The organism is Pseudomonas sp. F-14 TE3623, from assembly GCF_053629015.1.
The window spans coordinates 3,591,106-3,615,701 of sequence record NZ_JBRJHM010000001.1 but is presented as its reverse complement, the minus strand read 5'-3'; the positions used below and the strand labels follow the sequence as shown (position 1 = coordinate 3,615,701).

The following is a 24,596-nucleotide window of genomic DNA, read 5'->3' as shown; positions in this document are numbered from 1 at the left end:
GGCCACCGTTGATTTGATGCTCGACACGGTTGGCGTAGGAGCTGCCGAAGGCTGCGATCTTTTAAGGCCTTTAGGCCTGAGCCTTGGCCTCAGCCAATTGCTGCCACAACGACGGAGCGCCGGCGGATTTGGCGATGGCTTCCAGGCGCGCAATATGCTGGGCCAGATCTTCTTCACTGGCGCGGATGATCCGGATCGGCTGACGATCGGCCGGCAGACGACGGATTTCGGTGGCGGAGTTGTCCGCGCCTTCGCCTGAACCATTGCCATCGGACGCATTGCCAGCCAGCGACAGGCTGGTCTGGCCACCCGTCATGGTCAGGTAAACGTCGGCGAGAATCTCGGAGTCGAGCAAGGCGCCGTGCAGCTCACGGCCGGAGTTGTCGACGCCATAGCGTTTGCACAAGGCGTCGAGGCTGTTGCGCTGCCCCGGGTGACGCTCCCGGGCCATCATCAGGGTGTCGAGGATCGAACAGTGTTGCGTGATGTCCGCGCGATCGTGGTGGCCCATCAGGGCGAATTCGTTGTTGATGAAGCCAACGTCGAACGCCGCGTTATGGATGATCAGCTGCGCGCCCTTGATGAACTCGAAGAACTCATCGGCGACTTCAGTGAAACGCGGCTTGCCCACCAGGAATTCGTTAGTGATGCCGTGGACGCCGATGGCGCCCTCATCACTTTCGCGATCCGGTTGCAGGTAAACGTGGAAATGCCGGCCGGTCAGGCGCCGACCGATCAACTCGACACAACCGATTTCGATAATCCGGTGGCCGTCGGTCACCGGCATGCCGGTGGTTTCGGTATCGAGTACAACGGATCTGGTGGCCATCAGTGCTCAGCTCTCAACGGGTCAATCGTGCAAAAGCGGCGATGTTAACACGCTCGCAGGATCGTCAACGACCGGTATTCAGACCAGCAACTGACCGCCGTGATTTGATGCTGTGATTCCTTGAGGGGCCGGGTTTGCCCGCGATGCGCCCTGCCAGGAACACCGAGTCGTGGCCTTCGCGAGCAAGCCCGCTCCCACATTTGATCGCATTCCCGTGAGAGAACTCGGTCGAATGTGGGAGCGGGCTTGCTCGCGAAGAACGATGACGCGGTGCATCGGTAGAACCGGAATCAAGCCTGCTTGTACCCACGCACTTCATCCACACCACGGTTGGCCAGTTGGTCGGCCCGTTCGTTGCCGTGATGGCCGATGTGCCCGCGCACCCATTTCCAGGTGACGTTGTGGCGGTTAACCTGCTCGTCGAGCAGCTTCCACAGATCGGCGTTTTTCACCGGTTCCTTGGCCGCGGTTTTCCAACCGCGCTTCTTCCAGTTGGCCATCCACTCGTTGATGCCTTTCATCACGTATTGGGAGTCGGTCACCAGCAGCACATCGCAGGAGCGCTTGAGTTCTTCCAGGCCGCGAATCGCGCCCATCAACTCCATGCGGTTGTTGGTGGTGTTGGCTTCGCCGCCCCAGAGTTCTTTTTCAACGCCCTTGCACACCAGCAACGCGCCCCAGCCGCCCGGACCTGGGTTGCCCTTACAGGCGCCATCGGTGAAGAGTTCTACGCTATCGCTCATGCCAATCTATCCAGAAAATGCGGTGGCTCGCCGATCGGTGACCGACGATGCCCGAGGCCAGGGCGAACCCGGCCGGGAAATAAAATATGTATTACGGTTCGAGGTGACGACGGTTGACCTTGGCCATCGGCAATGGAATCAGCTTGCCCATCGGTTCGCGCCGTTCCTGGCGCACCGGCCGCAAGCCCACCACGATCTTGCGCGCGACCAATAAATAGAAGCCACCACCCGACAACTGCCAGTCACCGGCCTTGCGCTCCCAACCGGCCAGACGGGCTTGCCAGGCAGGCGACGCAAGCGGCGGACGATAGCACCCGAAGCGGCGTTTCTCCAGCGCGAAGCCCAGCAGGTTCAGCCAATCGCCAACCCGCGACGGCGAAATGCAACGGGCCTTGCGCAAGGCGTCATGGGCGAACACATGACGCAGCCCCCAGCTGCTCCAGGGATTGATCCCGACAATCAGCAGATGCCCGCCGGGGCGCACGCTGCTTGCCGCTTCGCGCAGCAAACCGTGGGGCGACAGGCAGAAATCCAGCCCGTGCTGCAACACCACCACATCGGCGGCGTGCTCGCTCAAAGGCCAGGCTTGCTCTTCGCAGACGATCTCGACCCCCGGTAACGGCGCACCGAGCCGCACATTGCGCTGGACCTGCGGCGCCGATGGCGGTGTCTGCGCCGAAGGGCCATAATGCACCAGATAGCCGCCGAAGAAGCGCTCCAACTCGTCTTCGAGCATGCGTCGTTCTTCGTCCAGCAGAAATTGCCCGATGGGCCCGGACAGCCATTCACGGGCCGCGCTGATCAATGTCAGCCACTCAGGATCGGCCTGAGCGAACGCTTTATCGGTCATTGCATTCTCCAACGCGCCAGGAAGTTCTAAGATGCGCCAATGTTTTCTGCTTGGCGAATCCGACGATGATACAGATCAGTGCCCTGCCCGCCTTCACCGACAACTACATCTGGTTGTTACAAGACCACAACACCCAGCGCTGCGCCGTGGTCGATCCGGGCGATGCCGCGCCAGTACAAGCCTGGCTCGCGGCGCACCCGGGTTGGGTGTTAAGCGATATTTTGATCACTCATCACCATCATGACCATGTCGGCGGCGTCGAGCGGCTGAAAAAAGCGACAGACGCGACAGTCTACGGCCCGGCCAGCGAAAGCATCCCGGCGCGGGACGTGGCGCTCAAGGACAATGACCGCATCAACGTGCTGGGCTGGGACTTCGACGTCATCCAGGTGCCGGGCCATACCCTCGGGCACATCGCCTTTTATCACCAGGGCCATTTGTTTTGCGGCGACACCCTGTTCGCTGCCGGTTGCGGACGGTTATTCGAAGGCACGCCCGAGCAAATGCATCACTCGCTGAGCCGCCTCGCAGCGCTGCCCGAAGACACGCTGGTCTACTGCACTCACGAGTACACCCTGAGCAATCTGAAGTTCGCCGCAGCAGTCGAACCGAACAACCCCGATACCCTCGAACGACTGGCCAAAGTCGCCCGTCAACGCGAAGCCGGAATCATGACGCTGCCTTCGACGCTGGCACTGGAAAAGCTCACCAATCCGTTTTTGCGTACCGGCGAAACATCCGTTCAAGAAAAAGTGGACGAACGGAACGGACCCGACAACCGGGCTCCGAGTGCGGTTTTTGCGGCTCTTCGCGCTTGGAAAGATACGTTCTAGGGAGGCTGCTTGATGATACAAAAATTCTGAATGGTTGACCGCAGGGGGTGCGCTTTCTAGAATCGCCCGACATTTTTGCCCGGAACTTACTTCCAGCCAATGTCGTCACCTATTCGTAAAGCCATCAATTCAGACGCATTGACCCGCTTGGCTCAAGCCATCGCGGTGGCTGTGTCCGCCACTCTGGCGGGCTGTTCCAGCCATGTGCCGCAGACCGAAGCGACACACACTCCGAATATCGCGGCTCGAGCCAAGCAAAAACCCATTTGGCTCAGCGAAAAACCAACACCGCAAATTCCACAGGACGTCTGGGAGCGCATGCGCCAGGGCTTCCAGTTGCAGGACAACCTGGGCGTCAACCCGCGCATCGAGCAACAGCGTCTGTGGTTCGCCAGTAACCCGTCCTTCCTCGAAAATGCCGGCGAACGCGGCAGCCTCTACATTCATTACATCGTCGAACGCCTTGAAGAACGCAACATGCCGCTGGAACTGGCGCTGTTGCCGGTGATTGAAAGCGCCTACAACCCGATGGCCTATTCCCGGGCCGACGCGGTGGGTCTTTGGCAATTCATTCCTTCCACCGGGCGTTACTTCAACCTGCGTCAAACCCGCTTCTATGATGGCCGTCGCGACATCACCGCCTCGACCACCGCAGCCATGGATTACCTGACCCGCCTGCACGACATGTTCAACGGTGACTGGCTGCTGGCCCTGGCAGCCTACAACGCTGGCGAAGGTACGGTCAGCCGGGCCATCGAGCGCAACGAACGACTCGGCCTGCCGACCGACTACTGGAACCTGCCGCTGCCAGCGGAAACCCAAGCCTATGTGCCTAAGTTGCTGGCCCTGTCGCAAGTGGTATTGGCGCCCGAAGCCTATGGCGTGAACCTCAACCCGATCGCCAACGAACCGTACTTCCAGGTCGTCGAAATCAACCAGCGCATGGACCTGTCCAAGGTTGCCGCGGTGGCCAACATCGACGAAGACGAACTGTTCCAGCTCAACCCGGCCTTCAAGCAGCGCACCACCATCGACGGCCCCCAGCATCTGCTGGTGCCAACGTCCAAGGCGCAACTGCTGACCGCCAGCCTGTCGACCATGCGCCCTGACGAGCTGATCAGTCAGCGATCGCTCAAACCAGTGTTCGAAGGCGCAGACGACCGCGAAGTCGCCAGCCTCAAGCGCGCCTACCGGGTCAAACGCGGCGACAATCTGGGCACCATCGCCAAGGCCAACAAGGTCGACATCAAGGACCTGCAACGCTGGAACAAACTGACCGGCAAGAACCTCAAGGTCGGCCAGACCCTGGTGATGCAGGACACCACCAAGCGCAAATCCGGGCGCGTCAACACCGTGGTCGCGGCGAACAGCAAGGCGAACGGCAAGGCGAACGGCAAGGTAACCAACAAGACGCAAAAGACCCAATACAAGGTCAAGCAAGGCGACTCGCTGTACATGGTCGCCAAACGCTTCAACGTTGAAATGCAGCACCTCAAGCGCTGGAACCCTCGGGTTGGCCAGGCGCTGAAGCCGGGGCAAATGCTGACGGTTGCTTCGCCGAATTAAGCTGGTTCAGGCAATGGGGGCTTTTTGTGGCGAGGGGGCTTGCCCCCGTTGGACCGCGAAGCGGTCCCAAAACCTGTAATTGCATTTCAACAGACACACCGCGTCAGCCGCCATCGCGCCTGCTTCGCAGCCGAACGGGGGCAAGCCCCCTCGCCACAGGTTTTGCGCTTGCAGGCCAATCCTCTCGACAATTAACAACGCATTACCCCCCCGTCTTTTTCCTGTCGATACAAGCTGTTACTGTACGGCCCACAAAGCCCAAGCCGCCTGGATCGGATCTCTGACTTGAAGCGTCCCCTCCTTCTGCTCCTGATCAGCCTGGCCTTGAGCTCCCCCGCAAGCGCGACGATCAGCGAAAGCCATGGTTATGCGCAGTTCGGCACGCTCAAGTACCCGGCCAGATTTACCCACTTCGACTGGGTCAACCCGCAAGCGCCCAAGGGCGGTACGTTGCGGGTGATGGCGTTTGGCACCTTCGATACGCTCAACCCTTACACATTCAAAGGCTCAAGCCCGGTTTCCACCGGCAACTTCCTGCAATACGGCATCAACGAACTCAATGAACCGTTGATGGTCGGCACCGGCCAATACGCGCCGTCCGGCGATGAGCCAACCTCCAGTTATGGCCTGATAGCCCAATCGGTGGAATACAGCGAAGACCGCAGCTGGGTGGTGTTCAACCTGCGCCCCGAAGCGCGTTTCCACGATGGCACGCCGATTACCGCTTACGACGTGGCGTTCTCTTACCGTCTGCTGCTCAAGGAAGGTCATCCGCAATACCGCACCAACCTTCAGGAAGTGTCGCGGGTGGATATCCTCAACCCACGGCGTATCCGCTTCGTCTTCAAGCGCGCCGGCAATCCGCTGCTGATCCTGCGCCTGGGCGAGTTGCCGGTGTTGTCTCAGCATTACTGGGAAGGTCGCGACTTCAAGGCCACCACCTTCGAGCCGCCATTGGGCAGCGGGCCGTATCGCATCACCTCGGTAACGCCCGGGCGGCAGATCGTCTTCGAACGGGTTAAGGATTATTGGGGCAAAGACCTGCCGGTCAATCGCGGCAAGTACAACGTCGATCGCATGGAAGTCGAGTTCTACCGTGACAGCGACGTGGCTTTCGAAGCGTTCAAGGCCGGTGAGTTCGACATCTACATCGAGCACCAGGCAAAGAACTGGGCCAACGGATACAACTTCCCCGCCGTGCGCCGTGGCGAAGTGATCAAGGCGCAAATCGCGCATCAGATCCCGACCCAGAGCCAGGGCCTGTTCATGAATACCCGGCGACCCGCTTTCGCCGAGGCCAAGGTCCGCGAAGCGCTGGGGCTGATGTTCGACTTCGAGTGGACCAACCGCACGCTGTTCAGCGGCGCCTACAAGCGCGCCATGAGCTATTACCCCAACAGCGAGTTCTCCGCCACCGGGCTACCGGTGGGTCACGAGTGGCTATTGCTCAAGCCCTATCGCGATCAGTTGCCCGCCAAGCTGCTCACCGAGCCGTTCAGCCTGCCGCAGACCGAAGGCCGCGGCATTCCGCGGGAAACCATGCGCAAGGCCCTGGAGCTACTCGCCGAGGCCGGCTGGAAGCTCAGCGGTCAGCGGCTACAGAACACCATCGGCCAACCGTTGCGCTTCGAGATCCTGCTGGTCAACCCGAACCTGGAACGCATCCTTCAGCCTTACGTCGAGAACCTCGCCAGCATCGGTATCGACGCACGGCTGCGCACGGTCGATCGCGCTCAGTACAAACAGCGCCTCGATCAGTTCGATTTCGACATGATCCTGATGACCCTCAACCAGACCCTCAGCCCGGGTCTGGAACAATGGCAGTACTTCCACTCCAGCCAGGTCGGGGTCAAGGGCAGCAAGAACTACGCCGGTATCGCCAACCCCATAGTCGACCATTTGCTCGAACAACTGCTCGCCGCCCAGACCCGCGATGCACAAGTCGCCGCCGGCAAGGCGCTCGACCGGGTGCTGCTGTGGCAGCACTACATCATTCCCAACTGGTACCTCAATTATCACCGCCTGGCCTACCGCAACCGGTTCGCCTTCGTCACCACGCCGCCCTACACCCTGGGCCTGAGCGCGTGGTGGTTGAAATCTTCGGAGAAAGATCGATGAAACCCGTACGCGCCCTGCTCTTGCAGGCCAGCGGTCTGTTGTTCGCCGGGCTGGCCTGTGCCGCCCCGCAACATGCCCTGACCCTGTACAACGAGCCGCCGAAATACCCGGCCGATTTCAAACATTTCGATTACGTAAACCCTGACGCGCCCAAGGGCGGGATCTTTCGCCAGGCCGGGTTCGGTGGCTTCGACAGCCTCAACCCGTTCATCAACAAAGGCGTGCCGGCCGACGACATCAGCATGATCTACGACACCCTGGCCAAACAGGGTCTGGATGAGCCGTTTACCGAATACGGCCTGATCGCCGGCAAAATCGAAAAAGCCCCGGACAACAGCTGGGTGCGTTTCTACCTGCGTCCCGAAGCACGCTTCCACGACGGTCACCCGATACGTGCCGAAGACGTGGTGTTCAGCTTCCAGACCCTGATCAAGGACGGCGCCCCGCTCTTCCGCGGCTATTACAGCGACGTTGAAGAAGTGGTCGCCGAAGACCCGCTCAAAGTGCTGTTCAAGTTCAAGCATAAAAACAACCGTGAGTTGCCGCTGATCCTCGGCCAGTTGCCGGTGCTGCCCAAGCATTGGTGGGCGACCCGCGACTTCAACAAGGGCAATCTGGAACTGCCGCTGGGCAGCGGCCCGTACAAAGTCAGCGAAGTGAAGGCCGGACGTTCGGTGCGCTATGAGCGGGTCAAGGATTACTGGGGCAAGGACCTGCCGGTCAATCGCGGCTTCTACAACTTCGACGTACTGACCACCGACTACTACCGCGACAACACTGTCGCGCTGGAAGCGCTCAAGGCCGGTCAGTTCGACTACTGGCTGGAATCGGCCGCGAAAAACTGGGCCAAGGCCTACAACATTCCAGCCGTGGCCGAAGGTCGGCTGATCAAGGAAGAGATCCCCAACGGCAACCCCACCGGCATGCAAGGCTTCGTGTTCAACCTGCGCCGCCCGGTGTTTCAGGATGTCCGTGTGCGCCAGGCACTGACCCTGTTGCTGGACTTCGAGTGGACCAACAAGCAACTGTTCAACGGCGCCTACGCGCGCACCCGCAGTTACTTTGAAAACTCGGAAATGGCTGCCACTGGCCTACCGGACGCCGATCAACTGGCGATCCTCGACCCGTTCCGCGGCAAGATTCCCGAGCAAGTGTTCAGCGAAGCGTTCCAGAACCCGGTGACCGACGCCAGCGGCATGATCCGCACTCAGCAGCGCAAGGCCTATCAACTGCTGCAAGAGGCCGGCTGGCGGATCGTCGACGACAAGATGGTCGACGCCACCGGCAAACCGGTGACCATCGAGTTCCTGCTGGCCCAGACCGAGTTCGAGCGAGTGCTGCTGCCGTTCAAGCGCAACCTCAGCGACCTGGGCATCGATCTGGTGATCCGTCGGGTCGACGTCTCGCAATACATCAACCGCGTGCGCTCCCGGGACTTCGACATGATCGTCGGCAGCTTCCCGCAGTCCAACTCGCCGGGTAATGAACAGCGTGAGTTCTGGATGACCGACGCAGCCGACAAACCCGGCAGTCGCAACTCCATGGGCTTGAAAGACCCGGTGGTGGACCAACTGGTCGAGCAACTGATCAACGCCGATTCGCGCCAAAGTCTGGTAGCCCATGCCCGGGCGCTGGACCGGGTGCTGCAATGGGGCTATTACGTGATCCCCAACTGGCACATCAAGACCTGGCGCGTGGCGTACTGGAGCCACATCGGCCACCCGAAGGTTTCGCCCAAATATGACATCGGCATCAATACCTGGTGGGTCAAGCCCAACGCGACATTGCCGATAGAAGTCGAAACCAAACTGCAAGCCGACCCTGCGGGCACGGAGTAATCAGATGCTGGCGTATATTTTTCGGCGACTGCTGCTGATCATCCCGACCCTGCTTGGCATTTTGCTGATCAACTTCGTGATCATCCAGGCCGCCCCCGGTGGGCCGGTAGAACAGATGATCGCCAAGCTCGAAGGCTTCGAAGGCGCCACCAGCCGCATCGCCGGCGGCGGTGCCGAGGTGTCGGTGGCCGGTTCTGCCTATCGCGGCGCCCAAGGCCTGGACCCGGCGCTGGTCAAGGAAATCGAGCACATGTACGGCTTCGACAAATCGGCGCCGGAACGTTTGTGGATCATGATCAAGAACTACGCCACCCTGGATTTCGGCGACAGCTTCTTCCGCGACGCCAAGGTCATCGACCTGATCAAGGAAAAGATGCCGGTATCGATCTCCCTGGGGCTATGGAGCACGCTGATCATGTACCTGGTGTCGATCCCGCTGGGGATCGCCAAGGCGACGCGACACGGCAGCCACTTCGACGTCTGGACCAGTTCGGCCATCATCGTCGGTTACGCGATTCCGGCGTTCCTGTTCGCCATCCTGCTGATTGTGGTGTTCGCCGGCGGCAGCTATTTCGACTGGTTCCCGCTACGGGGCCTGACCTCGAACAACTTCGACGAGCTGAGCACCGGCGGCAAGATCCTCGACTATTTCTGGCACCTTGCACTGCCGGTGACCGCACTGGTAATCGGCAACTTCGCGACCATGACGCTGCTGACCAAGAACAGCTTCCTCGATGAAATCAACAAGCAATACGTGGTCACCGCCAAGGCCAAGGGCCTGACCCGCCATCGCGTGCTGTACGGCCATGTGTTTCGCAACGCCATGCTGTTGGTGATTGCTGGCTTCCCATCGGCATTCATCGGGATCTTTTTCACCGGCTCGTTGCTGGTGGAAGTGATTTTCTCCCTCGACGGCCTCGGTCTGATGAGTTTTGAAGCAGCGATCAACCGCGATTACCCGGTGGTTTTCGGCACGCTGTTCATCTTCACCCTGCTGGGGCTGGTGGTGAAGCTGATCGGCGACCTCACTTACACCTTTGTCGATCCGCGCATCGACTTCGAAAGCCGGGAGCATTGAGATGAACCTGTCCCCTCTCAATCGCCGACGTTTCGAACTGTTCAAGGCCAACAAGCGTGGCTGGTGGTCGCTGTGGCTGTTTCTGATTCTGTTCGGCGCAAGCCTCGGTGCCGAGCTGATCGCCAACGACAAACCGCTGGTGGTGCATTACGACAACGCCTGGTATTTCCCGGCACTCAAGCGTTACCCGGAAACCGCGTTCGGCGGCGAATTCCCGCTGGAAGCCAACTACAAGAGCCCGTACATCCGCGAACTGCTCAAGGCCAAGGACGCTTGGGTCTTGTGGGCACCGATCCCCTACAGCTACCAGAGCATCAACTACGACCTGAAAGTCCCGGCCCCCGCGCCGCCCTCGGCCGACAACCTGCTGGGCACCGACGATCAGGGCCGCGATGTGCTGGCCCGGGTGATTTATGGCTTCCGGATTTCGGTGCTGTTTGCTTTGACGCTGACCATTCTCAGCTCGATCATCGGCGTTATCGCCGGGGCCTTGCAGGGTTTTTATGGCGGTTGGGTCGATCTGGCGGGGCAGCGTTTTCTGGAGATCTGGTCCGGGTTGCCGGTGCTGTACCTGTTGATCATTCTGGCCAGTTTCGTGCAGCCAAACTTCTGGTGGCTGCTGGGGATCATGCTGCTGTTCTCGTGGATGAGCCTGGTTGATGTGGTGCGCGCCGAGTTCCTGCGCGGTCGGAATCTGGAATACGTGCGCGCGGCCCGGGCGCTGGGCATGCAGAATGGTGCGATCATGTTCCGCCACATTCTGCCCAACGCCATGGTCTCGACCATGACCTTCATGCCGTTCATCCTGACCGGCGCCATCGGCACCCTGACCGCCCTGGATTTCCTCGGCTTCGGCCTGCCGCCGGGCGCGCCGTCCCTGGGTGAACTGGTGGCTCAGGGCAAATCCAACCTGCAAGCGCCGTGGCTCGGTATGAGTGCGTTTGCGGTGCTGGCGCTGATGTTGAGTCTGCTGGTGTTCATCGGCGAGTCCGCTCGCGATGCCTTCGACCCGAGGAAGTGAAATGAATCAGGACAATCTGATCGAAGTGCGCGACTTGGCCGTCGAATTTGTCGTCGGCGAACGCTGTCAGCGGGTGGTCGAAGGCGTCAGCTTCGACATCAAGCGCGGCGAAACCCTGGCGCTGGTGGGCGAAAGCGGCTCCGGCAAATCGGTGACCGCCCACTCGATCCTGCGGCTGCTGCCCTACCCGCTGGCTCGGCATCCGTCCGGCACCATCACTTATTCCGATCGGAATCTGCTGGACCTGAAAGAGAAAACCATCCGCCACATCCGTGGCAACCGGATTGCGATGATCTTCCAGGAGCCGATGACCTCGCTCAATCCGCTGCATTCGATCGAAAAACAGATCAACGAAATCTTGGGCATCCACAAAGGCCTGACCGGCAAAGTCGCGACCAAGCGCACGCTGGAACTGCTGGAAATGGTCGGCATCCCCGAACCGGAGAAGCGTCTCAAGGCTCTGCCCCACGAATTGTCCGGAGGCCAGCGCCAGCGGGTAATGATCGCGATGGCCCTGGCCAATGAGCCGGAATTGCTGATCGCCGACGAACCGACCACGGCGCTGGACGTGACCGTTCAACTGAAAATTCTCGAACTGCTCAAGGAATTGCAGGCCCGTCTTGGCATGGCGTTGTTACTGATCAGTCACGATTTGAACCTTGTGCGAAGAATTGCGCATCGCGTATGTGTCATGCAGCGCGGTTGCATCGTCGAACAGGCATCGTGCGAAGAATTGTTCCGCGCACCGCAGCATCCGTACACGCGGGAACTGCTGGCAGCGGAGCCCAGCGGCAAACCGGCGACCAACGTGATTGGCCCGCCATTGCTGCAGGTCGAGGACCTGAAAGTCTGGTTCCCGATCAAGAAAGGCTTTCTGAAAAAGACCGTGGACCATATCAAAGCGGTAGACGGGATCAATTTCAGCCTGCCCCAGGGCCAGACTCTGGGGATTGTGGGAGAAAGCGGTTCCGGCAAGTCGACGCTCGGCCTGGCAATATTGCGGCTGATCGGTAGCAAAGGCGCCATCCGTTTTGAAGGCAAGCAACTAGACTGCCTGACGCAGCATCAGATTCGACCGCTGCGGCGGGAGATGCAGGTGGTGTTCCAAGACCCGTTCGGCAGCCTGAGCCCACGGATGTGCGTGAGCCAGATCGTCGGCGAAGGCCTGCGGATCCACAAGATGGGCACCGAGGCAGAACAGGAACAAGCGATTATTGCAGCACTCAAGGAGGTAGGTCTGGACCCGGAAACCCGGCACCGCTACCCCCACGAATTTTCCGGTGGGCAACGGCAAAGAATCGCCATTGCCCGGGCATTAGTGCTAAAACCGGCGTTGATTTTGCTGGACGAGCCGACTTCGGCCCTCGACCGCACCGTGCAACGCCAAGTGGTGGAGCTGCTACGTTCACTGCAAACCAAGTACAACCTGACGTATTTGTTTATCAGCCATGACCTGGCTGTCGTCAAAGCGCTGAGCCACCAGCTGATGGTGGTCAAGCATGGCCAAGTGGTCGAACAGGGAGACGCGCAAAGTATCTTTGCCGCCCCCAAACATCCGTATACACAGCAGTTGCTGGAAGCCGCTTTTCTGGCACCAGCCACTGCGCAATAAACCTGAAAAGAGGAGCAACACATGGGTTTTCTCGCCGGTAAGCGCGTACTGATCGTCGGTGTCGCCAGCAAGCTGTCCATCGCATCCGGCATCGCTGCCGCCATGCATCGCGAGGGCGCTGAGCTTGCCTTCACTTATCAGAACGACAAACTCAAGGGTCGTGTCGAAGAATTCGCACAAGGCTGGGGCTCGAGCCCTGAGCTGTGCTTCCCGTGCGACGTGGCCAGCGATGAAGAAATCGCCAAGGTCTTCGAAGCACTGAGCAAGAAGTGGGACGGCCTGGACTGCATCGTGCACTCCGTCGGCTTCGCCCCGGGCGACCAACTGGACGGCGACTTCACCGAAGCCACCACCCGTGAAGGTTTCCGCATTGCTCACGACATCAGCGCCTACAGCTTCGTGGCCTTGGCCAAAGCTGGTCGCGAAATGATGAAAGGCCGCAATGGCAGCCTGCTGACCCTGTCGTACCTGGGCGCCGAGCGCACCATGCCGAACTACAACGTAATGGGCATGGCCAAGGCTTCTTTGGAAGCTGGCGTGCGTTACCTGGCCGGCTCCCTGGGCCCGGATGGCACCCGCGTGAACTGCGTATCGGCTGGCCCGATCCGCACTCTCGCCGCTTCCGGCATCAAGAACTTCCGCAAAATGCTGGCCGCCAACGAAGCGCAAACCCCGCTGCGTCGTAACGTCACCATCGACGAAGTCGGCAACGCCGGCGCCTTCCTGTGCTCGGACCTGGCCTCCGGCATCAGCGGCGAAATCATGTACGTAGACGGCGGCTTCAACACCACCGCCATGGGCAACATCGAAGAGTGATCTTCGGTTAGCCATGAAGAAACCCGCCGATTGGCGGGTTTTTTATGCCCTCAATTCCAGGCTTGATGCGGTCAAATGTGGGAGCGGGCTTGCTCGCGAAAGCGGTGTGCCAGTCGACACTTTCTGTATGCCGAACACCGCCTTCGCGAGCAAGCCCGCTCCCACAGGGGTTAGCGTTTAGTCGTCGATTTTCGTCAAACACCGCGCAAACAACTGCTGGATCGGTTGTGTGCGCTGGCTATAACGCTGCAACAGCACGATCTCCCGGTAGAACGTCAGCTCACCCAACGGGATGATCCGCACCTTCGCCCCATGCTCAAGCCACAGCCCCGCCTCGGGCAATAGCGAAACACCCAGCCCGCATTCGACCATTTTGACGATAGCTTCCAGCTCATCCAGCTCCAGAGCCACCTGCACATCGATCTGCTGCTCGCGTAAAAAGCGAGTCACCAGGCGCCCACCGAAAGAATTGCGGTCGTAGCGTACGTGGGGATGGTTGGCGAGCAACTGCAGCGGGTCGTCGCCCTCAAGATCTGCCGGCACGATCAGCACAAACGGCTCCCGGCGAATGACGTGCACCGACAATTCCTTGGGTAATTCAAACGGCGGCTTGATCAGAATCGCCAGGTCCACTTCGCCGGTGTCCACCTGGCTCAACAGGCTCAGGGATACCCCCGGCACCAGTTTCGCCTCCAGCAATGGTGCCTGTTGCCTGAGGCGTAACAGCGCGCGCGGCAACAACCCGGTCTGGACGGTGGCCACCGCGCCGATCTTCAATTCGCCACGAAACTCGCCGACGCTATCACTGACGGCCATGCGGTTGAAGGTCTCAAGGATTTCCCGAGCCATCGGTAACGCCCGCTGCCCCGCAGCGTTGAGAATCGCCTGACGTCCGGTGCGATCGAACAGGCGAATGCCCAACGCCTGTTCGAGGTTTCGGATCTGTGCGCTGACTGCCGACTGGGTCAGGCCAATGTGCATGCCTGCCGCAGCGAACGTGCCATGACGTGTCACGGCAATGAAGGTTTTCAGTTCCCGCAGCATGCGGCTCTCCGATTGATCGAAATAATTTGAGCTCGTCGCAAAAATTATCGTCTTTCAATCAAAAAGCACAGGACTAAACTCGGTCTTCACTCTCAACCCGTCGAGGCACGTTCGATGCAACTGTCCCCTTTTCACTTGGCTATCCCGGTTTACGACTTGGCCGTTGCCCGGCGCTTCTATGGTGAAGTGTTCGGCCTGGAAGAAGGTCGCTCCAGCGACCATTGGGTCGATTTCAACTTTTTCGGCCATCAACTGGTGATTCATCTGGCACCGAAAAACGCTTCTCAGGAAGCCGCCCATACCAACGCCGTCGATGGCCACGACGTACCGGTGCCGCATTTCGGTGTGGTATTGGGGATGGAGGAATGGGAAACCCTGGCCGAGCGCTTGAAAGCCCTTGGCACCCGCTTCGTGATCGAACCGGGTATCCGCTTTCAGGGATTGGTGGGCGAACAAGCGACGATGTTTCTCTTCGATCCCTGCGGTAACGCTCTGGAATTCAAGGCGTTCAAGGATATCGATCAGTTGTTCGCCAAATGATCTGCCCGACCGGCAGTTGCGAACAGCCGAGCACATTGCAGCGGACTTGCAAGATGCCATTCAACAATGACGAGCATCGAACTGCCGGGCGCACAGCGCCTTATCGGCCAAAGCCAGCAAGTCTTCCGCCGTCTGGTGCAGCCGAGAATCAATCTCGATCTGCCCGATACTGAAGCGAATGTCATAGCCACGATGCGCTGTGGCATTGCGTTCTTCGAGTATTTCTTCGAGGCGCGCTCTGATCGCGGCGATTTCCACGGCGTCGGCGCCGGTCAGCAAGGCAGCAAACTCATCGCTGCCGAGCCGGCCGATCACATCGCTTTCACGAAAGGCGATGCGTAGCACATCGGCGAAGGTTTTCAGGGCATCGTCACCCTCGGCGCGACCGTACAGCTGGTTGATGCGCTTGAAGTCATCAAGGTCGAAAAACAGCAGGGTCGCGGGTTTGCCCAACTGCTGACAGGCCTCCAGTCCTAACTGAGCCAAAGCCTCGAAGCCATGACGATTGGAGAGCAGGGTCAATTCATCCATGCTCGCCATCTGCACGCCCATCAGCGCTTGCTCAGCCTTACGCGCCAGGTCGCGCAATACATCGCGATCCTGAATTGCGCTGTCGAGTGCATTCGGCGCACGCATGTCTGCGCCAGCGCCGGGTTTGAGCGGTTTGCCTGGGGTTAACATCACTCACTCCTTGATGGATATGAACGTTAGAGTCGTTCACACCCGATATGACTCCCTATAAACGCGCCGCTGGTCAGCTACCCGCCACCGGACACGGCCCTCCAGCATCGGCCCAGAGCTTGAACTGGGTGACGAAGATGTCGTGGGGTACCGGCACCGGCGCCCGCCCCTCACCTGGATTCCAGCCCCAAAGCACCAGCTTATCCTCGCTGACGTGCTTGATCAGCGCCGCAAAATCACGATCGCCATTGCTGGAACGGTCCTTGATCATCGCGCACAACTTGTCGGCCGGCAGGCCGATCCAGGCCATTTTGTGCGCAGCCGGCGGCAGGCTCCAATGCGGTGCTCCGGGTGGCGAATTGGGGCCATAACTGGCCGGCGGATTGCGTTCGGCATGGCAACTGGCACACGGCAAACCGGCGGCGCCCTTGCCGTCCAGGCCGCGAACCACATTCATTGCGTGAGGAACACCGGCGTCGAACTGCAGCGGCGAATCGCCAGGGATATGACAGTTCTGACAACGCGGGCTCTGGAACACTTTCTGCACCGTGTCGAACGCCTTCACCGCCTCTTTATCATCAGCGAACAGGTCCGAGGCATAGCCACCCAGGCCGATCAGCATCACCGCGCCAAGAAACGCATGTCGTCTCATCTCACACCCCCGACAGTTGCAACGGCAGTTCCCGCAGACGCTGCCCGGTCAGGGCAAACACCGCGTTCGCCACTGCCGGCGCTACCGGAGGCACACCGACCTCGCCAATACCACCGGGCTTGTCGCTGCTGGGAACGATGTGCACCTCGACCACCGGCATCTCGTTCAGGCGCAGGACCTGATAGTCGTGATAATTGGATTGCTCCACCTGACCGTTCTTGAACGTCAGCTTGCTGTGCAAGGTAAATCCGAGACCGAAGGTGATGCCCGATTCCATCTGCGCGGCGATGCCCTGCGGGTTGACCGCAATGCCGCAATCCACCGCACACACCACCCGATGCACGCGAATCGCCAGATTGTCCTGGGACACCTCGGCCACCTGGGCGACGTAACTGCCGAAGGACTCATGCACCGCCACGCCCAATGCGTGACCGTCTGGCAAGGGTGCTTTCCAGTTGGCTTTCTCCACCGCCAGATTCAGCACGCCCAAATGCCGTGGATGCGCCTTGAGCAAGGCGCGTCGGTATTCCACCGGATCCTTGCCGGCGGCGTCTGCCAGCTCATCGATCAACGACTCCATGACGAATGCCGTGTGGGTGTGCCCCACCGACCTCAGCCACAGCACGCTGATGCCGGTTTGCGGTGAATGCAGTTCGACCTGATGATTGGCCAGCCCCACAAGATAAGGACTGTCGGCCACGCCTTCGACGGAGGTTTTGTCGACGCCGTCCTTGACCATCGTCGCCGCGAACGACGTGCCCGTCAGAATCGACTGCCCGACCAGCACATGCTTCCAGGCCATCGGCATGCCGTCGGCACCGAGGCCAATGCGTGCCTGATGCAGGAATGCCGAGCGGTAATAACCGCCACGAATGTCATCCTCTCGGGCCCAGACGGTTTTCACCGGCCCGCCCGCTGCCTTCGCTACGTACACGGCTTCGCTGACAAAATCCGAGGTCGGATTGGCCCGACGCCCGAAACCGCCACCGAGGAATTGGGTGTGGATCTCGACCTGTTCGGGTTTGAGCCCGGTGATCTTCCCCGCGATCATCTGATCCAGCGTCTGAAACTGCGTACCGGTCCAGATTTCGCATTTATCCTTGGAGATTTTCACCGTGCAATTGAGCGGTTCCATCGGCGCGTGAGCCAGGTATGGCACGCTGTATTCGGCCTCAATCGTCTTCGCCGCTTTGCCCAGCGTCGCCGTCGCATCCCCGGCCTTACTGGCGGAAGTGCCGGGGGTGGCGGCGAGTTTACGAAAGCTCTCCAGCAGCTGTTGGCTATCCAGCCCGGCGTTCGGCCCCAGGTCCCATTCGACCTTCAGCGCATCACGTCCCAGCTTCGCCGCCCAATAATGATCGGCAATTACTGCGACCCCCGTGGGCACCTGCACCACCTTGTGCACGCCCGGCACCGCCAGCGCCTCGGCGCCTTCGAAGGATTTGACGCTGCCACCGAACACCGGTGGGCGAGCGACCATCGCCGTCATCAGCCCATCGAATTGCACGTCCATGCCGAACTTCGCCTGCCCGGTGATTTTCTCCGGGGTGTCGAGGCGCTTGGTGGGTTTGCCGATGACCTTCCAGTCTTTGGCTTCCTTGAACTTGATCGAGGCCGGATCCGGCACCGGCAACTTGGCGGCGTCATCCGCCAGTTCGCCGTAAGTGGCGCGTTTGTCGCCGGCAATGACCACGCCCGATTCGGTGCGAATCTGCGAAGGCGCCACGTCGAATCGCTTGGCCGCCGCCTCGATCAGCATCAAGCGCGCCGCCGCTCCGGCCTGGCGATAGCGGTCGAACTCCATCCAGGTCGACGTCGAACCGCCGGTGATCTGCATCCCGCCAAACCCCGGCAGGCCATAATCGGCGGCCGAGGCTGGCGCATGTTCGACGCGGATTTTCGACCAGTCGGCGTCCAGCTCTTCGGCGATCAACATGGTCAGGCCGGTCCAGATGCCCTGGCCCATTTCCGAATGGCCGAGCAGCACGGTGATGCTGTTGTCGTTGCCAATGCGTAAAAAGGCATTGGGGGCGAAGACGTTTCCTTGATTCTCGGCACCAAGGGCAAAGCGATTGGCACCCGGAATGACAAACGCCACCACCAGACCACCGCCCAACACTGCGCTGCCCTTGAGAAAACCGCGACGCGAGACAGGGTTGATTCTGTTCATGGGTCAGCTCCCTTCGGCGTGTATCAACCGATCTCGGCGGCGCGTTTGACCGCGGCGCGGATTCTTGGGTAGGTGCCGCAGCGGCAGATGTTGCCGGACAGCGCCTGGTCGATATCGCTGTCGGTGGGCTTGGGGATCTTCGCCAGCAACGCGGCCGCCGACATGATCTGCCCCGACTGGCAATAACCGCACTGAACCACGTCGAGTTCGGCCCAGGCTTGCTGGACCGGGTGCGAGCCATCGGCGGACAAGCCTTCGATGGTGAGAATTTTCTGCCCGTGGGCCACCGCCGTGGCGGGCGTGATGCAGGAGCGCAGCGGCGCGCCGTCGACGTGTACGGTGCAAGCGCCGCACTGGGCCATACCGCAACCGAATTTGGTGCCCGTCAGGTGCGCGACATCGCGCAGCACCCAGAGCAACGGCATGTCCGCGGGGACATCCAGTTCCTGGTCCTTGCCATTGATATTAAGGGTCAGCATTGCGGATTTCCTCAGACTCACGGTGTTCTGAAGGGGCGCCTCTCTTCGCTCAAGGTCGGCGGTTACGCGCGCCATGGGTTATCCATACAGCTAAGCGCAATTTGACCCACAAGCCATGTTCATCGACCACCGGTCGCTGCCCATTCGCTCTAAACGGGTTGAGGGGAATTCTCACGACTTGTCGATCTATGGCACAACCGGACCATCACAGGCTGACTACGCTGATAATCCAGAGTGATCAACCCGCAGAGGAGCACCGCCATGCACCGCGTTCAAAAACTCACGCCCTGCCTGTGGTTCGACGATCAGGCCGAGGACGCCGCGAAGTTTTACTGCGCGATCTTCGATCATTCCAAAATCGCCGGCATCACCCATTACGGCAAGGCGGGTCAGGAAATCCATGGCCGGCCGGAAGGCTCGGTGATGACCGTCAGTTTCGAGCTCGATGGGCAGAGTTTCACAGGCCTTAACGGTGGCCCGGTTTTCAAGTTCAATGAGGCGATCTCATTCCAGGTCAATTGTCACACTCAGGAAGAAGTCGACCACTTCTGGGGGCGCCTGTCTGCAGGCGGTCCCGTTGAAGCCCAGCAATGCGGCTGGCTCAAAGATAAATTCGGCGTGTCGTGGCAGGTCGTGCCGGTCGTTCTGATGGACATGATGAAAGACCCCGACGCAGCCAAATCCCAGCGCGCCATGGCAGCGATGCTACAAATGAAAAAACTCGACATCGCCACGCTGCAACGAGCCTTTGACGGCGAGAGCTAATACACTCCAAAGCTGAACCGCCGAGGACACCGAGATGAAGCACACCGTCGCCAAAGATGCAGACAAAGCCCCGCGCTTCTGGCGCGACGACGCCCTGCCCTTCATCGAAGCCCGCTCCATCGCCGACGGTCGCGAGGTCTGCTACAGCCGGCATTCCCACGCGCATTTTTCCATTGGCGCAATCACCGCCGGGCGCAGCACCTATATCCACGAGCAATCGGAGTTTCAGGTCAGTGCCGGCACGGTGGTGCTGATGAATCCGGGCGATGTGCATGCCTGCAACCCGATCGACGACCAGCCTTGGTCGTACCTGATGCTGTACGTCGAGACGCCTTGGCTGACCGATTTGCAGCATCAGCTCGGCTTCAGCCAGGACTTGGCGTTTCGCCGGTTTTCCATCACCCACAATCGTGACGTCGAGCTGTTTGCCGGCCTGAAGAATTTGTACGAGGTATTGGTCGATCAGCAGCAAGACGTGCTGCGCAAGCACAGCGCGGCGGTGGAGTTTTTCACCGAGGTGCAACAGCGGCTCAACCCCATCGATCAACCGCTGCGCGAACCCAATTTCAAGCTGGAACGGGCCGCCGACTATATCCGCGACAACTGCACGCAGATGCTCAAGCTCGAGGACATTTGCGAGGCGGCGCAACTGTCGCCGTCGTACCTGATCCGTGCCTTCAAACAGCATTACGGCATGACGCCCCATGCGTTTCTGGTTAACCGGCGCATCCAGTTCGCCCGGGATCGACTGCGCAGCGGCAAGTTGATCGCCGATGTGGCGCTGGAAGCCGGGTTTGCTGATCAGGCGCATTTTCAGCGCGCGTTCAAACAGCATCTGGCGGCGACACCGGGGCAGTACCGCGGCTAACTCATCCTCCCTCGCCACAAGCCTTGATAGGTGGAACTGCCCCACATTAGAGGAACACTCTCCAGACCTACGGCAACAGCAAATACCCCGCACTCACCGCCAGCAGCAACGCCATGACCCGATTGAACAGGCGCATCCCCGCCGGATTGCTCAGATAGCCGCGCAAAAACGTCCCGGCATACGCCCAGCAACCCACCGACAAGTAGCAGATCACCAGATACACCGCCGCAAACTGCCAAACCAGCCGCGCCTCACCGTCGGCGACAAACGCGCCCATCCCCGCCACGCAGGCCAGCCAGGCTTTCGGGTTGAGCCATTGCATCACCGCGCCATACAGCATCGACGGCACCCGCCCCGACTCCTTGGCATCGAGTTGACCGTTGTCAGTGGCCAATTTGAAAGCCATGAACAACAGAAACGCCACCCCCGCCCATTGCACCACCCGCGTCAACGCCGGCCAACGTTGCAACACCTCATGCAAACCCAACCCCATCAGTACCAACAGCAGAACAAACCCCAAGGTCGCCCCAGCCACATGCCGCTGACTCGCGAGGAAACCGAACTGTGCCCCCGAGCTCAACGCCACAATATTCACCGGCCCCGGCGTTATAGAGGCGACCAGCGCAAACGCGGCCATGGAAAGAATCAGACTCATCGCACACCTGCTTCAAATCAAGGAATACAGCGCTCACGGTAACCAGCGCCCGGCCCCCGGTATTGAAGAAAACTGCCCTCGCCCCTTCCATGAACAGTCACTGCCCAGCGAAAGAACACAACCCGCCAACTTTCATAGCAACTTTAGCATCCATAAAAAACACCTCTTACATAACTTGATAACAAACACATTCCACTAAAATAAAAACTCGATATATAGTTTCGCCGCCTCAGCAAACAGGCTGACTGCCCAGTGACTTATTTAACAGAACCTTAACAAGTCAACACCAAGGATGGATGAAAACCTCATGAACAACCCGCTGAACTTATTCGCCTCCCTACCCGCTTCCGGCAATATGAAAGAGCGTCAGACCATTGCTGAAACATTGAAGTCAATACTTGACTCGCAGATCGGGCAGCCAGCATTTTTCTCCCAGAACTCCACAGACAATTTTGTCGACATCTCGCAAGTGATCGTCGAAATTGTCGAAGACAGTCACTTCGAAAAAAACCACCGAGCGGCAAGCACGCTACTCCAGCGGCTGATCATGCAGCCCGCTTTTGCAGGGCTCTCCGGCCCTTTTGGCCCGAGCGATGAAGAGTGGATTCTGGTCACGGACAGCGGCGTTATTCTTCAGGTGCCAGACACTTCACCCGTCTCTGACGTTTATATTTCACACGTCGATGTCACTGATGTAGTCACTGCCACTTCCACACTCAATGCCGACATTGAGCTTCTGGTTAAAGCGGCAAAACTTACCGGCGGCATTGTTTCTTCGATAAAACATGTCCCTCTCGTTAACTGGCTTCGCTTCCATCAACTGGATGTGCCGAAGACCGCCGAGCATGTTGAAAACCTGATTGCCTTACTGAAACTATCGCTGCCTGAACCACCAAAGCATGGCAACTATTGGGGCGGCATTTCCAGCGAAACCAATGAAACCACCCTGGTCATCACTGAAGACCAGCGCCACATTATTCTTCATGAAACATCCAAACTATTTCACGATGCAGGAAAACCCGTTGAACCGCTGATCAATTACCTGACCGATGCCATTCTCGGCGGTAGATCCGCTGCATTCTTGCAGGAAGAGCCGAGTCTGAGTTGGGAACCGCTGATCGAGACGCCCGTCGCAAAAACCTTCGCCCAATCCTGCTTCGATGCATTACACCCGCAAAGTGTTTCTACCGCCCCCTTACCCCCTGAACAACGCAGCGGTTTGCTGGTGGCAGCCATCATGCTGGACTTTGCTTTGGGTACAGCCGACAGAAACCACAGTTTCTGCTCCTCCAATCTCTATGCTTCCCACAACGTACAGGCGAATACCTACGATGTACGACAGCATTTGACTGCGCATTTCAGCGGATTTCAGCGCGTTAACCCGGCGGCCGTGCCCTTGGCGCTGCAACTGATACTCGCCGGGCTGGCACCGGAGTTTCTGGTGCAAACACCGCAGGCCTTGCAAATTGGTTCCCCTGGCTGGGTGATGTTGCGCAAATCGGTTCTTCTCGCTGAAAGCATCGCTCCCGGGTTATCCCGCGCCTTGTCATACGAGATGTTGATGGAACTGGGGGCTATTTCGCCAACCAGCACCGAACAACGCACGCTGCAGGGCGTGATCCTGGTGAAGTGCGTGCTGGACTGGGCGATGATCAACGAGCTTGAACTGGAAGGTGCTGACGACCTGCCAACGGAACAAATCGTCAAACACGCCACGACCCAATACAACGCATTCATTGACACTATGAGTGAAGCCCTTAACAGCATTACCACCCCACCTGTGAGCCGCAGGGCACTGGCGAAATCCGCAATATTGGAGTTGGGCATCAATCCCGCAACCAAGCTTGCCACCGCGTACTCTGGCATAGAAAACTCCCTGCTTGACCTGTATTTGGCACGCCAATTGACCGCCTATAACCATTCGGTCGCGACGGCGGTTCTGGATCTGGGGCCTGCCAACGATCTGTATACCCGCCAACTCGAAAAGCAGTACGCCCCCTATAAAACGGGGATCGCGACAATCCTGCGTCTGGCCATGTCGCGATTAAAGGTAGAGGACCGGGTTGCCATCGAATATGGCCAACTGGCGCTTTATCATGTGACCCAATCCACCCCTCCCGATAATCACGGGCTGATCTCCGAGGCCGAGCGCAACATCAGAGCGTCGTTTGGCATTTTGATTGTTTCCAGGTTCAACAGCGAAGTCCGTGCCTATGAACTGTTCCCACTGCAAGGTCAGTGTCGGAAAAATGAAGCGCTGACCCAGCAGCTTAATGACAACTGGATCTGGCTCGGGAAATCCCCAGATGATGCTGATGAAGGTTTCAAGACGCGGACCTATGTGTACGGTGCGCACATTGACTATCGGACTTATTACAAAGGCTCGGAACTCACCAACGACTCGGTACTGAACACTGAGGGCGTCCTTCTGGAACGCTTTGGCCAATTCAACGACATGCGCGACTCAGCAACTTCCCTGCGAAGCCCGATGCAAAGTTTCAACTCCGGGCGGTTCCGTGACATCAGTGAACTGATTGCACAACACAATCCTCCGATGACTTATGATCATTTTTACGCGATGGGCTACGACAAAACCGACATCGAACAAAGCGGGGAAAATTTTGAGAAGATTTTCGACACTATTCTCAACATCATCATCCCGTTCAAAGAATGTATTGAAGGACTCGCCTCGGGCAATCCGGATCGGCGCAGCGGCGCATTGTTCAGCTGTGTGATGGATGCAACCACATTGCTGTTCTCCTTCGTGGGAGCGGCCGGCGTCTTCTTTAAAGCAGCCGCGAGTAGTTCCAAATTGCTGAATCTGGGCAAAGTCGGCGGGAGTTTTGTCCTGTCGCTGTTCAATCCTCTGGATGGCATCCCGCAACTGGCCTACGGCGGCGCCAAACTGATCGGCAAAGGAGCGCTGAAACTCGGCCACTTTGGTCAGTCCGCCACACGTCTGGGGGTCTTCCAGTTGCGCCGATTGACCGGTGCCGCCGGGGCTTACGACCTGGTCAAGGCCGTACAAAACAGCGGCTCCGCAATCGAAATCGCCAAGACCGTATCCGCAGTGAATCAGGGCCGCGCACTGTTCAACGACGCCACGATCAGTACGGCCAGGCAAGTTGTGAACCTGTTCATCGACACGACAACCAAATTACCCAACGTGCCTGACAAAATACTGGAAGAGCTCTACAGCACTGCGGTAATTGAAACCACCATCGAACTTGACGGGGCCAAGGATCTGAACGTCTTGATCGGTAAAGAGGGGCTGAGTGAGCTGTTGCGAACCTACATGAGCAACAGCCGCATGTCTTACGTCGATACAAGGTACGGTAAAGAATCGACAGATCACATCCAGTCATTGGAAGCCCTCGTCGTAATCGAGACGCAAAACACCGCCAGCCGCATTTAGTCGTCGCAAGCCTGCCACGATGC

The 24,596-nt window shown here is 59.1% G+C and carries 21 protein-coding genes; 12 read left to right on the top strand and 9 right to left on the bottom strand.

What is annotated here, in order from left to right; all coding sequences use genetic code 11:
- Window positions 1–70: 70 nt before the first annotated feature.
- The 3 genes from dnaQ to AB7M29_RS16925 all read right to left on the bottom strand — a co-directional run bounded on the left by dnaQ (window position 71) and on the right by AB7M29_RS16925 (window position 2,422).
- Window positions 71–829 carry a DNA polymerase III subunit epsilon gene (gene dnaQ / locus AB7M29_RS16935; RefSeq protein WP_052964264.1) on the bottom strand — a complete coding sequence of 253 codons (759 nt, stop codon included), beginning with the start codon at window positions 827–829 and terminating at the stop codon, window positions 71–73.
- 290 nt (window positions 830–1,119) lie between these two features.
- Window positions 1,120–1,572 (bottom strand): ribonuclease HI, encoded by a 453-nt coding sequence (rnhA, locus tag AB7M29_RS16930; RefSeq protein WP_003180633.1) that lies wholly within the window; start codon window positions 1,570–1,572, stop codon window positions 1,120–1,122.
- Window positions 1,573–1,663: 91 nt separating this feature from the next.
- Window positions 1,664–2,422, bottom strand: coding sequence for a methyltransferase domain-containing protein (locus AB7M29_RS16925; protein ID WP_454247348.1), 759 nt, complete (start codon window positions 2,420–2,422; stop codon window positions 1,664–1,666).
- A 65-nt stretch (window positions 2,423–2,487) separates the two neighbouring features.
- On the opposite strand from AB7M29_RS16925, the gene gloB reads away from it, so the two are divergent.
- The 8 genes from gloB (at window position 2,488) to fabI (ending at window position 13,304) form a co-directional block, all read left to right on the top strand.
- Window positions 2,488–3,255 carry a hydroxyacylglutathione hydrolase gene (gene gloB, locus AB7M29_RS16920; protein ID WP_217854708.1) on the top strand — a complete coding sequence of 256 codons (768 nt, stop codon included), beginning with the start codon at window positions 2,488–2,490 and terminating at the stop codon, window positions 3,253–3,255.
- A 99-nt stretch (window positions 3,256–3,354) separates the two neighbouring features.
- On the top strand, window positions 3,355–4,821 hold the full coding sequence (locus tag AB7M29_RS16915) for a transglycosylase SLT domain-containing protein (RefSeq protein ID WP_217854707.1): 1,467 nt from the start codon (window positions 3,355–3,357) through the stop codon (window positions 4,819–4,821).
- A gap of 285 nt (window positions 4,822–5,106) precedes the next feature.
- Window positions 5,107–6,939 carry an extracellular solute-binding protein gene (locus AB7M29_RS16910; protein ID WP_454247347.1) on the top strand — a complete coding sequence of 611 codons (1,833 nt, stop codon included), beginning with the start codon at window positions 5,107–5,109 and terminating at the stop codon, window positions 6,937–6,939.
- Window positions 6,936–8,777 (top strand): extracellular solute-binding protein, encoded by a 1,842-nt coding sequence (locus tag AB7M29_RS16905; protein WP_454247346.1) that lies wholly within the window; start codon window positions 6,936–6,938, stop codon window positions 8,775–8,777. The genes AB7M29_RS16910 and AB7M29_RS16905 overlap by 4 nt, the downstream gene beginning before the upstream one ends.
- Before the next feature lie 4 nt (window positions 8,778–8,781).
- A complete protein-coding gene (locus tag AB7M29_RS16900; RefSeq protein ID WP_007906757.1) occupies window positions 8,782–9,855 on the top strand; it encodes a microcin C ABC transporter permease YejB in 1,074 nt (357 codons plus the stop codon).
- A gap of 1 nt (window position 9,856) precedes the next feature.
- A complete protein-coding gene (locus AB7M29_RS16895; RefSeq protein WP_008074378.1) occupies window positions 9,857–10,876 on the top strand; it encodes an ABC transporter permease in 1,020 nt (339 codons plus the stop codon).
- A 1-nt stretch (window position 10,877) separates the two neighbouring features.
- On the top strand, window positions 10,878–12,488 hold the full coding sequence (locus AB7M29_RS16890) for an ABC transporter ATP-binding protein (protein ID WP_454247345.1): 1,611 nt from the start codon (window positions 10,878–10,880) through the stop codon (window positions 12,486–12,488).
- 21 nt (window positions 12,489–12,509) lie between these two features.
- On the top strand, window positions 12,510–13,304 hold the full coding sequence (gene fabI, locus AB7M29_RS16885; protein ID WP_007906751.1) for an enoyl-ACP reductase FabI: 795 nt from the start codon (window positions 12,510–12,512) through the stop codon (window positions 13,302–13,304).
- 177 nt (window positions 13,305–13,481) lie between these two features.
- Here fabI and AB7M29_RS16880 read toward each other — a convergent pair whose 3' ends face one another.
- Window positions 13,482–14,348 (bottom strand): LysR family transcriptional regulator, encoded by an 867-nt coding sequence (locus AB7M29_RS16880; RefSeq protein WP_217854703.1) that lies wholly within the window; start codon window positions 14,346–14,348, stop codon window positions 13,482–13,484.
- A 114-nt stretch (window positions 14,349–14,462) separates the two neighbouring features.
- Between AB7M29_RS16880 and AB7M29_RS16875 the strand changes: the two genes are divergently transcribed.
- Window positions 14,463–14,888: a VOC family protein gene (locus AB7M29_RS16875; RefSeq protein ID WP_454247344.1), complete on the top strand. Its 426-nt coding sequence runs from the start codon at window positions 14,463–14,465 to the stop codon at window positions 14,886–14,888.
- 60 nt (window positions 14,889–14,948) lie between these two features.
- Here the strand turns inward: AB7M29_RS16875 and AB7M29_RS16870 are convergent, their stop codons facing one another.
- The 4 genes from AB7M29_RS16870 to AB7M29_RS16855 form a co-directional block, all read right to left on the bottom strand.
- Entirely contained in the window at window positions 14,949–15,569 is a 621-nt protein-coding gene (locus AB7M29_RS16870) for a GGDEF domain-containing protein (RefSeq protein ID WP_454247343.1), read from the bottom strand.
- A gap of 73 nt (window positions 15,570–15,642) precedes the next feature.
- Window positions 15,643–16,221, bottom strand: coding sequence for a hypothetical protein (locus tag AB7M29_RS16865; RefSeq protein WP_217854700.1), 579 nt, complete (start codon window positions 16,219–16,221; stop codon window positions 15,643–15,645).
- Window position 16,222: 1 nt separating this feature from the next.
- A complete protein-coding gene (locus tag AB7M29_RS16860) occupies window positions 16,223–18,391 on the bottom strand; it encodes a molybdopterin cofactor-binding domain-containing protein (protein ID WP_454247342.1) in 2,169 nt (722 codons plus the stop codon).
- A 23-nt stretch (window positions 18,392–18,414) separates the two neighbouring features.
- Complete coding sequence (locus AB7M29_RS16855; RefSeq protein WP_007906916.1) at window positions 18,415–18,870, bottom strand: (2Fe-2S)-binding protein; 456 nt, start codon at window positions 18,868–18,870, stop codon at window positions 18,415–18,417.
- A 261-nt stretch (window positions 18,871–19,131) separates the two neighbouring features.
- On the opposite strand from AB7M29_RS16855, the gene AB7M29_RS16850 reads away from it, so the two are divergent.
- Window positions 19,132–19,635: a VOC family protein gene (locus tag AB7M29_RS16850; protein WP_217854698.1), complete on the top strand. Its 504-nt coding sequence runs from the start codon at window positions 19,132–19,134 to the stop codon at window positions 19,633–19,635.
- Window positions 19,636–19,669: 34 nt separating this feature from the next.
- Window positions 19,670–20,503 (top strand): AraC family transcriptional regulator, encoded by an 834-nt coding sequence (locus AB7M29_RS16845; protein ID WP_217854697.1) that lies wholly within the window; start codon window positions 19,670–19,672, stop codon window positions 20,501–20,503.
- A gap of 67 nt (window positions 20,504–20,570) precedes the next feature.
- On the opposite strand, the gene AB7M29_RS16840 is transcribed toward AB7M29_RS16845, so the two are convergent.
- Window positions 20,571–21,158, bottom strand: a complete 588-nt coding sequence (locus AB7M29_RS16840) for a LysE family translocator (RefSeq protein ID WP_217854696.1) — start codon at window positions 21,156–21,158, stop codon at window positions 20,571–20,573.
- 307 nt (window positions 21,159–21,465) lie between these two features.
- On the opposite strand from AB7M29_RS16840, the gene AB7M29_RS16835 reads away from it, so the two are divergent.
- Window positions 21,466–24,573 carry a hypothetical protein gene (locus AB7M29_RS16835; RefSeq protein WP_454247341.1) on the top strand — a complete coding sequence of 1,036 codons (3,108 nt, stop codon included), beginning with the start codon at window positions 21,466–21,468 and terminating at the stop codon, window positions 24,571–24,573.
- The last annotated feature ends 23 nt before the right edge of the window (window positions 24,574–24,596 follow it).

What these genes read in the sequence shown, in the direction of transcription:
- AB7M29_RS16875 (WP_454247344.1), top strand. Translation starts at nt 14,463, where the DNA reads ATGCAACTGTCCCCTTTTCACTTGGCTATCCCGGTTTACGACTTGGCC.
- AB7M29_RS16835 (WP_454247341.1), top strand. Translation starts at nt 21,466, where the DNA reads ATGAACAACCCGCTGAACTTATTCGCCTCCCTACCCGCTTCCGGCAAT.
- AB7M29_RS16905 (WP_454247346.1), top strand. Translation starts at nt 6,936, where the DNA reads ATGAAACCCGTACGCGCCCTGCTCTTGCAGGCCAGCGGTCTGTTGTTC.
- AB7M29_RS16890 (WP_454247345.1), top strand. Translation starts at nt 10,878, where the DNA reads ATGAATCAGGACAATCTGATCGAAGTGCGCGACTTGGCCGTCGAATTT.
- fabI (WP_007906751.1), top strand. Translation starts at nt 12,510, where the DNA reads ATGGGTTTTCTCGCCGGTAAGCGCGTACTGATCGTCGGTGTCGCCAGC.
- AB7M29_RS16870 (WP_454247343.1), bottom strand. Translation starts at nt 15,569, where the DNA reads ATGTTAACCCCAGGCAAACCGCTCAAACCCGGCGCTGGCGCAGACATG.
- AB7M29_RS16850 (WP_217854698.1), top strand. Translation starts at nt 19,132, where the DNA reads ATGCACCGCGTTCAAAAACTCACGCCCTGCCTGTGGTTCGACGATCAG.
- AB7M29_RS16840 (WP_217854696.1), bottom strand. Translation starts at nt 21,158, where the DNA reads ATGAGTCTGATTCTTTCCATGGCCGCGTTTGCGCTGGTCGCCTCTATA.
- AB7M29_RS16845 (WP_217854697.1), top strand. Translation starts at nt 19,670, where the DNA reads ATGAAGCACACCGTCGCCAAAGATGCAGACAAAGCCCCGCGCTTCTGG.
- AB7M29_RS16865 (WP_217854700.1), bottom strand. Translation starts at nt 16,221, where the DNA reads ATGAGACGACATGCGTTTCTTGGCGCGGTGATGCTGATCGGCCTGGGT.
- AB7M29_RS16895 (WP_008074378.1), top strand. Translation starts at nt 9,857, where the DNA reads ATGAACCTGTCCCCTCTCAATCGCCGACGTTTCGAACTGTTCAAGGCC.
- AB7M29_RS16880 (WP_217854703.1), bottom strand. Translation starts at nt 14,348, where the DNA reads ATGCTGCGGGAACTGAAAACCTTCATTGCCGTGACACGTCATGGCACG.
- AB7M29_RS16915 (WP_217854707.1), top strand. Translation starts at nt 3,355, where the DNA reads ATGTCGTCACCTATTCGTAAAGCCATCAATTCAGACGCATTGACCCGC.
- AB7M29_RS16855 (WP_007906916.1), bottom strand. Translation starts at nt 18,870, where the DNA reads ATGCTGACCCTTAATATCAATGGCAAGGACCAGGAACTGGATGTCCCC.
- dnaQ (WP_052964264.1), bottom strand. Translation starts at nt 829, where the DNA reads ATGGCCACCAGATCCGTTGTACTCGATACCGAAACCACCGGCATGCCG.
- AB7M29_RS16925 (WP_454247348.1), bottom strand. Translation starts at nt 2,422, where the DNA reads ATGACCGATAAAGCGTTCGCTCAGGCCGATCCTGAGTGGCTGACATTG.
- AB7M29_RS16900 (WP_007906757.1), top strand. Translation starts at nt 8,782, where the DNA reads ATGCTGGCGTATATTTTTCGGCGACTGCTGCTGATCATCCCGACCCTG.
- AB7M29_RS16860 (WP_454247342.1), bottom strand. Translation starts at nt 18,391, where the DNA reads ATGAACAGAATCAACCCTGTCTCGCGTCGCGGTTTTCTCAAGGGCAGC.
- rnhA (WP_003180633.1), bottom strand. Translation starts at nt 1,572, where the DNA reads ATGAGCGATAGCGTAGAACTCTTCACCGATGGCGCCTGTAAGGGCAAC.
- gloB (WP_217854708.1), top strand. Translation starts at nt 2,488, where the DNA reads ATGATACAGATCAGTGCCCTGCCCGCCTTCACCGACAACTACATCTGG.